Raw genomic sequence first — 13,426 nt, 5'->3', positions numbered from 1 at the left:
CCCGAGCCGTTGGCACCGCACCCAGGACAAGGCAGTATCACCCTGTGGCCGATCTCATCACCGTCGAGGATCCCGACGACCCGCGTCTGCGCGACTACACCGGCCTGACCGACGTGGAGCTGCGCCGCAAGCGCGAACCCGCCGAGGGCCTGTTCATCGCCGAGGGCGAGAAGGTCATCAGAAGGGCCAAGGAAGCGGGCTACGAGATGCGGTCCATGCTGCTCTCGGCCAAGTGGGTCGACGTCATGCGCGACGTCATCGACGAACTCCCGGCCCCCGTCTACGCGGTCAGCCCGGAGCTCGCCGAGCAGGTCACCGGCTACCACGTGCACCGCGGCGCCCTCGCGTCCATGCAGCGCAAGCCTCTGCCCACGGCCGCCGACCTGCTCCAGACCACCCGCCGGGTGGTCATCATGGAGTCGGTCAACGACCACACCAACATCGGCGCGATCTTCCGCTCGGCCGCCGCCCTCGGCATGGACGCGGTCCTGCTCTCCCCGGACTGCGCCGACCCCCTCTACCGCCGCAGCGTGAAGGTCTCCATGGGCGCGGTCTTCTCCGTGCCGTACGCCCGCCTGGACACCTGGCCCAAGGGCCTGGAGTCGGTCCGCGAGGCGGGCTTCACCCTCCTCGCCCTCACCCCCGACGAGAAGGCCCGGCCCCTCGACGAGGCCGCACCGCACACCATGGACCGCGTGGCCCTCATGCTCGGCGCCGAGGGCGACGGCCTGTCCACCCAGGCCCTGGTCGCCGCCGACGAGTGGGTGCGCATCCCCATGTCCCACGGCGTCGACTCCCTCAACGTGGGCGCGGCGGCCGCCGTGGCCTTCTACGCCGTGGCCACCGGCCGCCCCCAGGCCTAGGGACCGTCCGTGGAGCAGCGCCAGGCGATCGTCGCCGTCCTCCTGCGCGGGGAGCGCGTCCTCGCGATCCGGCGCGGTCCGGCCGTCGTACGCCCCGGCTACTGGCAGCCGCTCAGCGGCAAGGTCGAACCGGGCGAGACCCAGGAGCAGGCGGTCGTCCGCGAGGTCCGCGAGGAGGTCGGCCTCACCGTCGTGCCGCTGGCCAAGGTGTGGGAGTCGGAGACCGACGACCACCGCTTCCGCCTCCACTGGTGGACCGCCCGCGCGGACACGGGCGAGGTGGTCCCCGACCCGGCCGAGGTCGCCGAGGCCCGCTGGGTCACGCCGGAGGAGTTCCTGGCCCTGGACCCGGTCTTCGACGGCGACCGAGAGTTCTTCGAACGGATCCTGCCGGAGCTGTGACGACCGGCGGGGCGGCTGATCGCCGCCCTCCGCTCCAGCGGTCCTACGGCTGGTAGTCCTGCGCCTTGTGGTGGCCCTGAGGCGTGTTGCCCTGAGTTTCGGAGTCCGGCTGAACCTGGACCTGTCCCTGTTCCTGCCGTACGCCGGCTCCGTCGCCGCCGAGCCCCCGCGCCGGGCCCTGACAGCCCTGCACCAGGGCGATGCCGAGCGCCACCACCAGTGTGACCACCACGAACACGAACAGCCGCTGCCGCAGCAGGCGCGGATTGGCGGGCCGCAGCCTGGTCCCCGTGGTCCTGGACGGCGGACGCCCGGTACCGCTGTGCGGGGCGGGGCGGCTGCCGCTGCCCGACCGCGTCCCGTTGCGCCCGGTGGGCGTAGGCCCGGACCCGGACCCCCCGGACCGTGACGGGACACCACCGCGCGGGGTGTTGCGGCCACTGGCCGGAGCCCCGCCGCGGGTCGTGCGACCGCTCGGCTTGGGCGTGCCCTGCCCACCGGTCCCACGCCGGGGCGGAACGCCGTCCTCCGCCGAGGACCCGCGCGGCGGGGGAGTCCCCCGGCCCCGCTGCCCGCCGGACGTCCCCGCGCCCTGCTGTCCCTGCGGACGCCGGGCGCGCTCGGGGTAGGTGTCGGCGGGCCGCTCGGTCTCGCCGCCGCGCGGCGCGGGCGGGCGTACGCCGGAGAGGTCCTGGGACTCGCGGGCCGCGATCTCCTTGAGCCGCAGCGACAGTTGGAGCGTGCTGGGACGCTCCTCGGGATCCTTCGCCAGGCACGCCCGGACGAGCGGGGCCAACGCGTCGGGGACGCCGTGCAGCTGCGGTTCCTCGTGCACGACGCGGTACAGCATCACCTCGGAACTGCCGTGCCCGAAGGGGGAGTCGCCCATCGAGGCGTACGCGAGCGTGGCGCCCAGCGAGAACACGTCCGTGGCCGGCGTGACCGCCGCGCCGCGCACCTGCTCCGGCGCGAGGAAGCCCGGCGAGCCGACCGCCGTACCGACATGGGTCAGCGTCGAGGCGCCGGTCGCCCAGGCGATGCCGAAGTCGATGATCCGCGGCCCCTTCGGGGACAGCAGGATGTTGGACGGCTTCAGGTCCCGGTGCACGACCCCGGCCTCGTGCACGGCGACCAGACCCTCCGACAGCGCGGCACCGACGGCGGCGACGTCGGCCGCGCCGAGCGGCCCCTCGGCGGCGACCTTGTCGTGCAGGGAGGGGCCGGGGACGTACTGCGTGGCGAACCAGGGGCGGTCCGCGTCGAGGTCCGCCGCCACGAGGCGTGCCGTGCATCCGCCGCGGATCCGTCGTGCCGCCGAGACCTCACGGGCGAAGCGCGAGCGGAACTCCTGGTCCTCCGCCAGGTCCGGCCGGATGACCTTGAGCGCGACCCGCTGCCCCTTCTTGTCGGAGCCCAGGTAGACCACGCCCATCCCGCCCGCGCCGAGCCGTCTGTGAAGCCTGAACGAGCCGACGACGCGCGGGTCCTCGCGCCTCAGGCGCATCATCGCCATGTTCATCCCCGCTGCCCGGTCCTGTGACGAGCCAACAGCTTACGTTTCCACGGCCGCCCGCGCGCAGAGGCCGCGCCCTCTCGGGGTGATGGATTGTCAGTGGTGGGTGGGAGACTTGAAGAGTGGTCAGGGGGTGTGCGAACAGGCGGTGTTCGCGCGGGGTGTGACCCCAACCACCCGTCGCAGAAGGGGGATTGGACCTGTGAAGGGTGACCGTGTGGAGATAGTCGTGGACGCCGGCGACACGACGCGCACCTATGAGGTGGTAGCGAGCCGAGCGGGCCGCAGGGTGGAGACAGCGGTACGCCGAGGTGTCGTGGAAGTGAGCGAAGTCACCCGCAGCGGGACGGTCGTGCGGACCGCCCGCTTCATGGCGAACCGGGTGCTGGCTCTGGTGGAACAGCCGATTCCGCGGGAGGAGAGCTCGGACAAAGCGGGGTGATCCAGGGCGCCCCGTCGGGGAAGACCCTGAGACCTGGGTCCGCTTCTCCACCCAGGGGAGTACATCGCAGGTGGCGGCTCATCCTCCGGGAGGCCCGGCAATCGGTACGAGGGCATGACGCCCGAGGGTGGGCCGGGCGCCTAGATTTGAGGTCAAGCGGCGGGTGCAGCACTCGTCCCCCGAGGTCAGACACCCGCCGCTGCACACGACAACTGAGAAACGTCAGGAGAGGGACCATGGCCCACACGGCACCGCGGACGCTGATCCGCGAGGAGGGACGCAAGGTGTACGCCGCCGCGTTCCGCCGCCGCCGTCAGGGCCGTCGCCACCCGGTGGTGGCGACGCTGATGGCCCTTCCCCTGGCGGTCCTGCTCCTCCTCGTCTTCGACGGGTGGGAGACAGTGGCCACACAGGCGTCGTCCGTGGGCGAGATGCTGGGGCGCTGAGCGGCGACCCCAGGCCCGGAAGAGCGGTCCGGGCGGGGACATCCACCCATGAAACCCCGTGGGGACGGGGGTGCGGCGGACGGCACAGATGCCGGCGCAGCTGGGGAGCTGCGCCGGCATTGCTTTTCCCTGCGGCGGCTGTGGGGGGTGCGCGTTGCGCCTTCTCGGCGGGTGTGGGTCGGGGCCGCGCCGGGGGGTGTCCGTCCTCGGAACGGCGCGATGGGGTGGGTGACCGACTCACTGGCGTTGACGCGCCAACCGCTGCGGGCGGACACCCCCCGACACGTCCCCTTCCGTGATCCGGCGGCTGCGGGCGCGTTCGTGGCTGCCGCCCTGCCGCCCTGCCGCCCTGCCGCCCAGGCAGCGCGCCCCGCGCGATCCGCGTAGCTGCGGGCGGCGGGCCGCCAGTCCCGCTGAGCTGCGGGCAGTCGTGCCGCTGGGGCGGCACGGGTGGGCGCAGCGGCACCCCGCTTCGCCGGGTTGCGGAGCCACCCGGCCCGGCACCGACGCCGGGCAACCGCACGGCCCCCGGGCACGGCAGGCGTACCCTCGCCCCAGACCGCACACCCAGGAGCCCCGTGACGCCCGCCCCCGAACTGCTCGTACACGCCCTCACCGCCAAGGCCCGAGCCACAGCCCACGCCCGCTCATCGGCCTGCCCCTGCGGCGCGGCCACGCTCGCCGACCGCCCGGACGGCATCGTCGTACGCCACGCGGACACCGTCGCGAAGGCCCACCCCCCGCACACCGACCCCACAGAGCTGACCAGCCGCCTCACGGTCGCGACCCACCACCCCCAGATCCTCCTGCCCCCACTCGACCCGGCCCCGGCCGACCTGCACGGCCGCCTCGTGACGTTCTGGCCGTACGGCACACCGGTAGACCCGGCCGACCCCGACGCCGCCCCCTGGGAAGCCGCCGCCACCCTCCTCGCCCGGCTCCACCGCACCCCGGCCCCGCACGCCCTGCCCACCATGCGAGGCCCCGCCAAGGCGGCCCACGCCGTCGCCCGGCTCCGGGAGGCCGGCCCGCATTCCGCCACCGCCCCCGTCCTGCGAGCCTGGACCACCCTGCCGCCCTGGGCCCGCGCCGAGGCCCCGATGCCGGACACGGCCACCTTGTGCCACGGCGACCTCCACCTCGGCCAGCTCATACGCCACCCCGCCCCCGACGGCCCCTGGCTCCTGATCGACGTCGACGACCTCGGCGTAGGCGCCCCGGCCTGGGACCTCGCCCGCCCCGCGGCCTGGTACGCCTGTGGCCTGCTCCCGCCCGACGCATGGACCCGCTTCCTCACCGCCTACCGGGAGGCCGGGGGCCCGGCCGTCCCCGCGGACGGCGACCCCTGGCCCGCTCTCGACGTGCCCGCTCGCGCCCTCACCGTGCAGACCGCCGCCCGCGCCGTCGCCAAGGCGGTCGCGGCCGGCCGCGACCTGGACGAGGTGGAGGAGGCGGTCGTGGACGCCTGTGACCGAATGGCGAGCATCCCGCCGCAGTTCACGCAGGAGCAGGCGAAGTAGGGTGCAACCGACCACAGCCGGACAGAGTCTGTCCTGGCGACATGTGAAGCAGGACCGACCGGCGAGGAGTTGAACCACCATGCAGTGTCCGAAGTGCCGAGCCCCGATGCACACATACAACCGCAACGGCGTCCAGATCGAGCAGTGCAGCGGCTGCCGCGGGATCTTTCTCGACTACGGAGAGCTGGAGTCGCTGACCCGCCTGGAGGCCCAGTGGTCCCAGGCCGCCCCGCCGCCTCCGCCTGGCCCGCAGGCCTACCCGGCCCCTCCGGCCCCGGCCTGGGGCGCCCCGCACGGTGGCCACGGTCACCATGGCCACCACGGGCACCACCGCCAGAAGAGCTTCGGGCGCATGCTGTTCTCGTCCTGACACGAGTCGTGACACCAGTTGTGACACGACAGGAGCCCCCGGCCGATTCCTACGGCCGGGGGCTCCTGTGTGATGTGGACGATACTGGGATTGAACCAGTGACCTCTTCCGTGTCAGGGAAGCGCTCTCCCGCTGAGCTAATCGTCCTCGGGACCATGACCACGTGCGGCGACGGATCATGGGCACTGCGTGCGCGATACTGGGATTGAACCAGTGACCTCTTCCGTGTCAGGGAAGCGCTCTCCCGCTGAGCTAATCGCGCGGGTGGGATCTTCGGAGATCCAGTGGACGATACTGGGATTGAACCAGTGACCTCTTCCGTGTCAGGGAAGCGCTCTCCCGCTGAGCTAATCGTCCTTGGAGGTGGAGACGGGATTTGAACCCGTGTAGACGGCTTTGCAGGCCGTTGCCTCGCCTCTCGGCCACTCCACCAGGAGTGTAGAGGACCGGGAAGTCCCCTCTTCCTTCGAGCGGACGACGAGGCTCGAACTCGCGACCTCAACCTTGGCAAGGTTGCGCTCTACCAACTGAGCTACGTCCGCTTGTCGTTTCGGTCCGCTCTCGCGGCCCGGCGACGAGTTGAACTCTAGCGGATTCCCGGGCCAGTACAAAAACGCGTTTGCGCAGCGTGCTGCGCTTGCCCTGCTCAGGGGCGTCGCGGAGCCCGCTGAAGGGACATCCCCCGGTCACCCGCAGGTCACCCGCCATAGACTCGACTGCGTGCTCGACCTCCCTCCTCTCGCCCGCTTCGGCGACCGCGTCGCCACCGGGCTCCTCGACGTCACCGACGATCCCGAAGCCCTGGAATCCAGCGGCTTCTGGGCCGTCTGCGCCGACTTCGAGGGCCGTCTGACCTGCGCCCGCTTCCGGGAGGTGCGGAAGACGGACGTGCCCGCCCCCGTGCCCGGCGCCTGGCGCGGGCCGGCCGTGGCTGACTGGACGTCCTCGCTCGACCGCGCCGCGTACACGGCGGCGGTACGGCGGATCCGCGAGCACATCGCCGCAGGCGAGGTCTACCAGGCGAACCTGTGCCGGGTGCTGTCCGCGCCCGTGACGCCCGAAGCCGACGTCGACGCCCTCGCCGCACTGCTCGCCCGCGGCAACCCGGCACCGTATGCAGGAACGATCCGCCTGCCCGGACACACCGTCGAGATCGCGACCGCGTCCCCCGAACTGTTCCTGCGACGGGACGGGCGTACCGTCGAGTCCGGGCCGATCAAGGGCACCGGCCGCACCGAGGCCGACCTGCTGGAGAAGGACTACGCCGAGAACGTGATGATCGTGGACCTGGTCCGCAACGACATCGGGCGGGTGTGCGCCACGGGCAGTGTGACGGTGCCCGACCTCTGTGCCGTCGAGAAGCATCCCGGGCTGGTCCACCTCGTGTCGACGGTCCGCGGCGAGCTGCGGGACGGGGTCGGCTGGGCCGAGCTGCTCGGCGCCGCCTTCCCGCCCGGCTCCGTCACCGGCGCACCCAAGTCCAGTGCCCTGCGGATCATCGACGCCCTGGAGACGGCACCCCGGGGTCCCTACTGCGGCGGCATCGGCTGGGTCGACGCCGACCGGCGGGTCGGTGAGCTGGCCGTCGGCATCCGTACCTTCTGGATCGACCGGGCCGAGGGCATGCTGCGCTTCGGCACCGGTGCCGGCATCACCTGGGGCTCGGATCCCGAGGGGGAGTGGCGGGAGACCGAGCTGAAGGCGGGACGGCTCCTCGCGATAGCGTCGGGAGCGTACGAGGTGAGTGGAGAGGACCTGACGTGAAGATCTGGCTCGACGGCGGACTGCAGGACATCGAGTCCGCCCGCGTCTCCGTCTTCGACCACGGGCTGACCGTGGGCGACGGCATCTTCGAGACGGTGAAGGCCGTGGACGGCCGGGCGTTCGCGCTCACGCGCCACCTCGACCGGCTGACCCGGTCCGCGCGCGGCCTCGGGCTGCCCGACCCGGACCACGACGAGGTGCGCCGCGCCTGCGCCGCCGTCCTGGCGGCCAACCCCATGCCGCTCGGCCGCCTGCGCATCACCTACACCGGCGGCCACGGCCCGCTCGGTTCCGACCGCGGCGAGCACGGCCCGACCCTCGTCGTCGCCCTCGGGGCGACGACCCGCCGCCCCGACTCCACCGCCGTGATCACGGTGCCCTGGACCCGCAACGAGCGCGGCGCGCTCACCGGCCTGAAGACCACCTCGTACGCCGAGAACGTCGTCGCCCTCGCCCGGGCCCGCGAACGGGGCGCCTCCGAGGCCCTGTTCGCCAACACCGTGGGACAGCTCTGCGAGGGCACCGGGTCGAACGTCTTCGTCGTCCTCGACGGCGAGATCCACACCCCGCCGCTCGCCTCGGGCTGCCTCGCGGGCATCACGCGCGCGCTCACGATCGAATGGACCGGAGCCGAGGAGACCGCCCTGCCGCTGGACGTGCTGGAGCGGGCCGACGAGATCTTCCTGACGTCCACGCTGCGGGACGTACAGGCCGTGCACCGCGTCGACGACCGTGAGCTGCCCGGCGCGCCGGGCCCGGTGACCGCGAAGGCCATGCGCATCTTCGAGGAGCGGTCCGGGGACGACCTGGATCCCTGACGGCCCCCGCTTATTCGGCTGAACAGAGGCGGGGTTGCGGGTAGAACACCCGTGATGACGACGACCCTGCGGCCGACCGAGCCGCTTCAGCAGAACGCCGACGGGACGCGCTCACGCCGCTACCAGGTGTGTGTGAACAGCCGTCCCGTGGGGGCGATACACCTCGGCACGCATCCCGTGTTCGGCGACGCCGTGGCCCGGATCATGAACCTGCGCATCGAGGAACCGGACCGCGGACGCGGCCGGGGCACGGTGGCCGCGCTCGCCGCGGAGGAGGTGGCCCGCGGCTGGGGGTGCCGCCGCATCGAGGCGCAGGTGCCCGCCGAGGCCGAGGCGGCGTTCCGGCTCGCCACCGCGCTCGGTTACGTCGTACGCAACCGCCTCATGCAGAAGCCGCTCGGCGACACCCCGCCGGACCTGCCGGAGGGCAGCCGCGCCCGGCCCATGACCGAGGCGGAGTTCGGCCCCTGGCTGGAGAAGGGCGAGCAGGACTACGCGCAGAGCTGGATCCGGCGGGGCGTTCCGCCGGCCGAGGCCCGGGCCAAGTCCGAGCGGGACCACGCCACCCTGCTGCCGCAGGGCCTCGCCACCCCGGGCACGTTCATCAGCGTCGTCGAGCACCTGGGGACGCCGGTGGGCGCGCTCTGGGTGGCCCTGCGCGAGAACAGCGCCTTCGTCTTCGACGTCGAGACCGACGCCGCCCACCGGGGGAAGGGGCACGGCCGCACCCTCATGCTGCTGGCCGAGGCGCAGGCGATCGCCGAGGGCAGGCGGACCATCCGCCTCAACGTCTTCGCCGGCAACACCCCGGCCGAACGCCTCTACGCGTCACTCGGCTACGAGACCAAGCAGTACGCCATGTACAAGCCGCTGCTGTGACGGCCGGGGGCGGGCGCCGGTGGTCAGCCCTCCCGGTCGGCCAGCAGCCGGTCCGCGATCTCCTCGATCCGCTCGCGCAGCCCCTCCTGGCTCTTGCCGCCGTCGAGCCGCTCACCGCCGATGACGTACGTCGGGGTGCCGGTCACGCCGATCGCCTTGCCCTCGGCCTGGTCGGCGTCCACGATCAGGATGTGCCGGCCGTCGACCAGCGCGGTGTCGAACTCCTCGGCGTCCAGGTCCAGTTCCCGGGCCACCTCGACCAGGAAGGGTTCTCCCTTACGGCCCAGCTCCTCGACCCGCCCCAGCAGGGCCTCGACGTACGGCCACCCCTGGCCCTGCTCCCACGCCTCCTCCGCGGCCTGGGCGGCGGCGAAGGCGTGCTTGTTCTTCTCCAGCGGGAAATGCCGCAGCCGCACGTCGAGACGGGTGCCGTAGCGGGCCCGCAGGGCACGGAGATCGTCCAGCGCGGTACGGCAGTCCGGGCACTGGAGGTCGCACCAGACCTCGAGGACGGGGGCGGGGGAGGAGTCGCTCATAGGCACAGTCTCCCAGCCGCGGCGTACTGCCGCCGCCCTAGGGGTTGGAGCCCGGACCGGCACCTGTGGAGGAGGTGACCCGGAGATGTCCCTGATGTCCGGCCGGGGCATGGCCCGCCGGGGTGGGGCGGGTGCAGGATGGAAGGGACGAAGTGCCCTGCTCGACCGCGCCATGCCTGGAGGACCGGATGATTGCCGAGACCGTCTGCTCCGCCGTGTCCGCGGCAGGCCTGGGCATCGCGGCCATCACGGCGTACCGCAAGCGCTTCCTCGCGGCGGCCCGTATCGCGGCCTACTCGCTCGTGCCGGTCGCCCTGGTGATGACGGGTGTCGTCGAGTGGCTGGCCGACACCGCGTTCAGCCCGACGGCCTGGGCGGGCTTCGGACTGCTCGGCCTCGCGTGGGTGCTGTTCACGACCACCCGGGTCGTGGAGCGCCGCCGCGGCGGCACCCGCAAGGAGCGCAGGGCGGCGGCCCGCGCGGCGGCTCAGCCCGAGGCGGTGGCCCCCGCGGCCTCGGCGCCCTCTTTGGGGCAGGGCACGAGCCCGGCGCCCCGGCCCGCTGCGGCGCCCCGGGGCGACGAGGACTTCAGCGATATCGAGGCGATCCTCAAGAAGCACGGCATATGACGCCCCGCGTGTCGGGCTGAATCGTCACAGTGCGTCCGCGGGCGCGCGGAAGTGATCAGAACCTGGACCGGACCTCACGGAATCGGCGCACTCCCGCACGGAACGAGGCCGCTGATCGCGTCCGGCCGGGCGACTGCGTCATCATCGCCGCGAGATGCTGGACACGACGGAACAGAGCGACCCCGCCCCGCCGCGGGACGAGCCACGCCCCCTGCGGGACGAGCCACGTGGTTGCCTCTTCGCCCTTTCCCAGCCACCGCTGATGATCTTCCTTGCGGTGATCGGGTGTCTGCTGCTCATGGCCTCGTTGCACGATCTGCTGTTGCTGTGAGCCGTACCCGCGGTACCCGGCGCCACCCGCCGGGGCCGCGTCGGCATCGACGACCCCTCCCGGCGGCTCTTCTCAGCCCGCGGCTTCCTTGCGCCGCGCCCGGTACGCGGCCACGTGCAGACGGTTTCCGCAGGTGCGGCTGTCGCAGTAGCGCCGCGAGCGGTTGCGGGACAGATCGACGAAGGCACGCCGGCAGTCGGGCGCCTCGCACCGCCGCAGCCGCTCCTGCTCCCCGGCGACCACGAAGAACGCCAGCGCCATCCCGCAGTCGGCGGCCAGATGGTCGGCTACGGAGGCACCGGGCGCGAAGTAGTGGACATGCCAGTCGTAGCCGTCGTGGTCCGTGAGCCGGGGCGTGGTGCCGGCGGCCGCGACCAGCTCGTTGATCTGGCCGGCGGCGGTCCGGGCGTCGGGGGCGGCGAAGACGGCGGCGAACCGGGCGCGGATCTTCCGTACCGCGGAGAGGTCGAACTCCGAGAGCACCCCGACATCGCTGATCTCGTGGTTCCGTACGAACTCCGCGAGGGTCGCCACGTCCGGCAGCCCGTCCTGCGCCGCGTCGTCCTCCGGTGCGGTGTTCACCAGATCCACCACGGTGTCGAGGGCGCACCGGGTGTCGTGGGTGATCAGCACGATTCGCTCCCTGGCCTGGGGGTCGGGCGGGCGCCCGCCGATGCTGGCCGATGGTAACGGCTCCACCACCGCCGGACCGTCCTCATGCCCGCACATGGCTTCGAATACAACGCCGCCGGGCTCGCCGTGCTTCCCACCCCCGCCCGCCGGCAGTCCCGGGCACACGCGAACCGGCGCCGCCCCGCGTGAGCCGCGGTGCCGGCGCCGGTGTCTCCCGTATGCGGTTGTCCTGGCCCGAGCCGTCTCCCCGAGTCGACGGCGCCGGGCGGCTTTGTGAGGGTCTCGCCCTAGCTTTCCGCCAGGATGTGCGAGAGCTCCTGATCGAGATCGAAATGCCGGTGCTCCGTGCCGGGCGGCACGGCGGCGTCGGTCCGCTTCAGGAAGGACTCCAGGGCCCGTGCCGGGGCCTCGAGCAGGGCCTCGCCCTCCGGCGAGCTCAGGGCGATGCATACGACGCCCTGACCGTGGCTGCGCGACGGCCAGACGCGGACGTCGCCGGTGCCCGTAGGGCGGTGAAGTCCCTCGGCGAGGAGGTCGCGGGCGAACACCCACTCGACGGTCTCCTCGGCTCCGGTGTGGAAGGTGGCGTGCACGGCGTAGGGGTCGGCCGTGTCGTACCGCAGGCCTGCGGGGACAGGCAGGGAGGACTCGCTCGACACAACGAGGCGCAGGTGCAGCTCGCAGCTGACCGTGGTGTTCATAAGCGCCAGGGCCTTTCGCTCAGTGTGCGCTCGGGGATTCGCACGTCGGCGAAATCGACATGCCACCTACGGTGCCGTTGTAAACCCCTCTGAGTGTTTTGCGTGCCTTTACGTAACTCTTCCGGCCGAGAGATCGTTCGCGGCGTGCGTCCATTCCGGTGACTGGTTTCGCTCGGGTAGTGTTTGGCCGTATGAATACGGGGAGTAACGAGCCGGGCGAGGTGGCCGTGGCGTCGGACGAGACGGAGACGGAAGAGGTGCACGGCGAGCAGCACCGGGGGCTCGGCTCGCGGGCACCGGAATTCATCAAGGCGCGCCGCGTACTGCACGTGAGCTGGCAGGTCGGCGTCTTCATCATCGGGCTCGCGGTCGTCGTCGCGGGCATCATCATGCTGCCCCTGCCCGGGCCGGGCTGGGTCGTGATCTTCGGCGGCATGGCGATCTGGGCGACGGAGTTCGTGTGGGCGCAGCTGGTGCTCCGCTGGACCAAGCGGAAGGTCACCGAGGCGGCGCAGCGGGCCCTCGACCCCAAGGTGCGGCGCCGCAACATCATCCTCACGACCATCGGGCTGGTGATCGTGGGCGTACTGGTCGGTATCTACGTGTGGAAGTTCGGCATAGTCATGCCGTGGAAGATCGAGAACCAGTGAGCCGTGCCGGGGTGCCGGTGCCTGCCGGTGTCGGCCGGTGCTGGTCACAGGCACCCCCTGACATGGGGTAATGTACTTCCTGCGTCCGGGCGATTAGCTCAGTGGGAGAGCGCTTCGTTCACACCGAAGAGGTCACTGGTTCGAACCCAGTATCGCCCACCCGGATCGGCGGCCCACCTGCGATGACGCAGGTGGGCCGCCGTCGTTGCAGCCGGCGTCGGCGACCGTGTCGGCGGTCCTGCGGCTCCTGGCCCCTGGCGGCCTTCGCTGGCCCTGTCCTGGCTGTCCGTCCGCCCGGCGGCAGATCGCTCCTGTCTGGCTGTCCGTGCCGCCGAGATCCTTCCGCCCGTGGTGCGCGACCGCTTGCGTCCGGTTGGTCCCGAAGAGAAGCCGGGGGCGAGCCGCTAACGGACCACATCCGCGAGGGCCTGGCCGTGCTGCGAGCTCCATCCATCGAGCCGCCCGGGCTCCGAGGCGCTCGCTCGGACGTCCTTCGCGACGGGCCGCCCCCTTGGCCGACAGCGACATACCGGCTACGCCGTGAGCGCCCATGTGGCGAGCGCCCATGTGGCGCCCGCCTACGTCGGCGAGCGTCCATGTCGTGCCCGTCCATGTGGCGCCCGCCTGCGCCGAGAGCGTCCACGCCGTGCCCGCCCAGGCCGCGAGCGTCCACGTCGCGCCCGCCCACGTGGTGCCCGCCCACATCGCGAACGCCCACGCCGCGCCGCCCACACCGCCCCACGTCGCCCCCCTCCCCGGCACCCCACCCCACCCACCCCGCCGAGGAGGCGCCGACCGCATAGCGACCTGACTGCGAGCCTGCCTGCCGCCAAGGCCGGCGCAAGCGGCCCGCAGCGGCCCGCAGCGGCACCCCGCTCCGCCGCCCTGCGGGCCCACCCGGCCTCAGCACCGAGCCCCCACCCACGGCC

16 protein-coding genes, 6 tRNA genes and 1 pseudogene are annotated in these 13,426 nt (G+C 72.4%); 14 read left to right on the top strand and 9 right to left on the bottom strand.

Annotated elements, in window-relative coordinates; all coding sequences use genetic code 11:
• Positions 1 to 44: 44 nt before the first annotated feature.
• Entirely contained in the window at positions 45 to 863 is an 819-nt protein-coding gene (locus IE255_RS21710; RefSeq protein ID WP_190052020.1) for a TrmH family RNA methyltransferase, read from the top strand.
• A gap of 9 nt (positions 864 to 872) precedes the next feature.
• Positions 873 to 1,265, top strand: a complete 393-nt coding sequence (locus tag IE255_RS21705; RefSeq protein ID WP_190052019.1) for an NUDIX domain-containing protein — start codon at positions 873 to 875, stop codon at positions 1,263 to 1,265.
• A 43-nt stretch (positions 1,266 to 1,308) separates the two neighbouring features.
• On the opposite strand, the gene IE255_RS21700 is transcribed toward IE255_RS21705, so the two are convergent.
• Positions 1,309 to 2,784 carry a serine/threonine protein kinase gene (locus IE255_RS21700; RefSeq protein ID WP_229906519.1) on the bottom strand — a complete coding sequence of 492 codons (1,476 nt, stop codon included), beginning with the start codon at positions 2,782 to 2,784 and terminating at the stop codon, positions 1,309 to 1,311.
• 196 nt (positions 2,785 to 2,980) lie between these two features.
• On the opposite strand from IE255_RS21700, the pseudogene IE255_RS40175 reads away from it, so the two are divergent.
• The 4 genes and pseudogenes from IE255_RS40175 to IE255_RS21680 form a co-directional block, all read left to right on the top strand.
• Positions 2,981 to 3,254 (top strand): annotated as a pseudogene (locus IE255_RS40175) (DUF8836 family protein); the annotation flags it as partial.
• A gap of 202 nt (positions 3,255 to 3,456) precedes the next feature.
• On the top strand, positions 3,457 to 3,666 hold the full coding sequence (locus IE255_RS21690; RefSeq protein ID WP_190052018.1) for a hypothetical protein: 210 nt from the start codon (positions 3,457 to 3,459) through the stop codon (positions 3,664 to 3,666).
• A 578-nt stretch (positions 3,667 to 4,244) separates the two neighbouring features.
• Positions 4,245 to 5,186 (top strand): phosphotransferase family protein, encoded by a 942-nt coding sequence (locus IE255_RS21685; RefSeq protein WP_190052017.1) that lies wholly within the window; start codon positions 4,245 to 4,247, stop codon positions 5,184 to 5,186.
• 79 nt (positions 5,187 to 5,265) lie between these two features.
• A complete protein-coding gene (locus IE255_RS21680) occupies positions 5,266 to 5,556 on the top strand; it encodes a TFIIB-type zinc ribbon-containing protein (RefSeq protein ID WP_190052016.1) in 291 nt (96 codons plus the stop codon).
• Positions 5,557 to 5,631: 75 nt separating this feature from the next.
• Here the strand turns inward: IE255_RS21680 and IE255_RS21675 are convergent.
• From IE255_RS21675 to IE255_RS21655, 5 genes are all read right to left on the bottom strand, one after another.
• A tRNA-Val gene (locus IE255_RS21675) sits at positions 5,632 to 5,703 on the bottom strand.
• 43 nt (positions 5,704 to 5,746) lie between these two features.
• A tRNA-Val gene (locus IE255_RS21670) sits at positions 5,747 to 5,818 on the bottom strand.
• A 23-nt stretch (positions 5,819 to 5,841) separates the two neighbouring features.
• Positions 5,842 to 5,913 (bottom strand) — tRNA-Val (locus tag IE255_RS21665).
• 1 nt (position 5,914) lies between these two features.
• A tRNA-Cys gene (locus tag IE255_RS21660) sits at positions 5,915 to 5,988 on the bottom strand.
• A gap of 37 nt (positions 5,989 to 6,025) precedes the next feature.
• Positions 6,026 to 6,098, bottom strand: a tRNA-Gly gene (locus tag IE255_RS21655).
• 178 nt (positions 6,099 to 6,276) lie between these two features.
• Between IE255_RS21655 and IE255_RS21650 the strand changes: the two genes are divergently transcribed.
• From IE255_RS21650 to IE255_RS21640, 3 genes are read left to right on the top strand one after another with little or no spacing between them, the layout of a single operon-like run.
• On the top strand, positions 6,277 to 7,320 hold the full coding sequence (locus tag IE255_RS21650) for a chorismate-binding protein (RefSeq protein WP_190052015.1): 1,044 nt from the start codon (positions 6,277 to 6,279) through the stop codon (positions 7,318 to 7,320).
• The gene (locus IE255_RS21645; RefSeq protein WP_190052014.1) at positions 7,317 to 8,138 is read left to right on the top strand and encodes an aminotransferase class IV; all 822 of its coding nucleotides are present in this window, start codon (positions 7,317 to 7,319) and stop codon (positions 8,136 to 8,138) included. Before IE255_RS21650 ends, IE255_RS21645 begins: the two co-directional genes overlap by 4 nt.
• 54 nt (positions 8,139 to 8,192) lie before the next feature.
• On the top strand, positions 8,193 to 9,017 hold the full coding sequence (locus IE255_RS21640; RefSeq protein ID WP_190052013.1) for a GNAT family N-acetyltransferase: 825 nt from the start codon (positions 8,193 to 8,195) through the stop codon (positions 9,015 to 9,017).
• Between the two features lie 23 nt (positions 9,018 to 9,040).
• On the opposite strand, the gene IE255_RS21635 is transcribed toward IE255_RS21640, so the two are convergent.
• Positions 9,041 to 9,553 carry a DsbA family protein gene (locus tag IE255_RS21635; RefSeq protein WP_190052012.1) on the bottom strand — a complete coding sequence of 171 codons (513 nt, stop codon included), beginning with the start codon at positions 9,551 to 9,553 and terminating at the stop codon, positions 9,041 to 9,043.
• Positions 9,554 to 9,741: 188 nt separating this feature from the next.
• On the opposite strand from IE255_RS21635, the gene IE255_RS21630 reads away from it, so the two are divergent.
• Both IE255_RS21630 and IE255_RS21625 read left to right on the top strand, forming a co-directional pair.
• Entirely contained in the window at positions 9,742 to 10,182 is a 441-nt protein-coding gene (locus IE255_RS21630) for a hypothetical protein (protein ID WP_190052011.1), read from the top strand.
• Positions 10,183 to 10,336: 154 nt separating this feature from the next.
• Positions 10,337 to 10,513, top strand: coding sequence for a hypothetical protein (locus IE255_RS21625; RefSeq protein WP_190052010.1), 177 nt, complete (start codon positions 10,337 to 10,339; stop codon positions 10,511 to 10,513).
• Between the two features lie 72 nt (positions 10,514 to 10,585).
• Here IE255_RS21625 and IE255_RS21620 read toward each other — a convergent pair whose 3' ends face one another.
• Entirely contained in the window at positions 10,586 to 11,146 is a 561-nt protein-coding gene (locus IE255_RS21620; protein ID WP_190052009.1) for a CGNR zinc finger domain-containing protein, read from the bottom strand.
• 287 nt (positions 11,147 to 11,433) lie between these two features.
• The gene (locus tag IE255_RS21615; protein WP_004002642.1) at positions 11,434 to 11,847 is read right to left on the bottom strand and encodes an SsgA family sporulation/cell division regulator; all 414 of its coding nucleotides are present in this window, start codon (positions 11,845 to 11,847) and stop codon (positions 11,434 to 11,436) included.
• 191 nt (positions 11,848 to 12,038) lie between these two features.
• Here IE255_RS21615 and IE255_RS21610 point away from each other — a divergent pair, with 191 nt between their 5' ends.
• From IE255_RS21610 to IE255_RS21600, 3 genes are all read left to right on the top strand, one after another.
• Positions 12,039 to 12,497 (top strand): TIGR02611 family protein, encoded by a 459-nt coding sequence (locus tag IE255_RS21610; RefSeq protein WP_190052008.1) that lies wholly within the window; start codon positions 12,039 to 12,041, stop codon positions 12,495 to 12,497.
• A gap of 87 nt (positions 12,498 to 12,584) precedes the next feature.
• A tRNA-Val gene (locus IE255_RS21605) sits at positions 12,585 to 12,656 on the top strand.
• A gap of 442 nt (positions 12,657 to 13,098) precedes the next feature.
• Positions 13,099 to 13,308 carry a hypothetical protein gene (locus IE255_RS21600; RefSeq protein ID WP_190052007.1) on the top strand — a complete coding sequence of 70 codons (210 nt, stop codon included), beginning with the start codon at positions 13,099 to 13,101 and terminating at the stop codon, positions 13,306 to 13,308.
• Positions 13,309 to 13,426 lie beyond the last annotated feature (118 nt).

Origin of the sequence: Streptomyces lomondensis, from assembly GCF_014651035.1 — a bacterium.
Classification (GTDB): domain Bacteria; phylum Actinomycetota; class Actinomycetes; order Streptomycetales; family Streptomycetaceae; genus Streptomyces; species Streptomyces lomondensis.
Note: the sequence above shows the minus strand (reverse complement) of the source record. Positions and strands in the feature narration are given on the sequence as shown.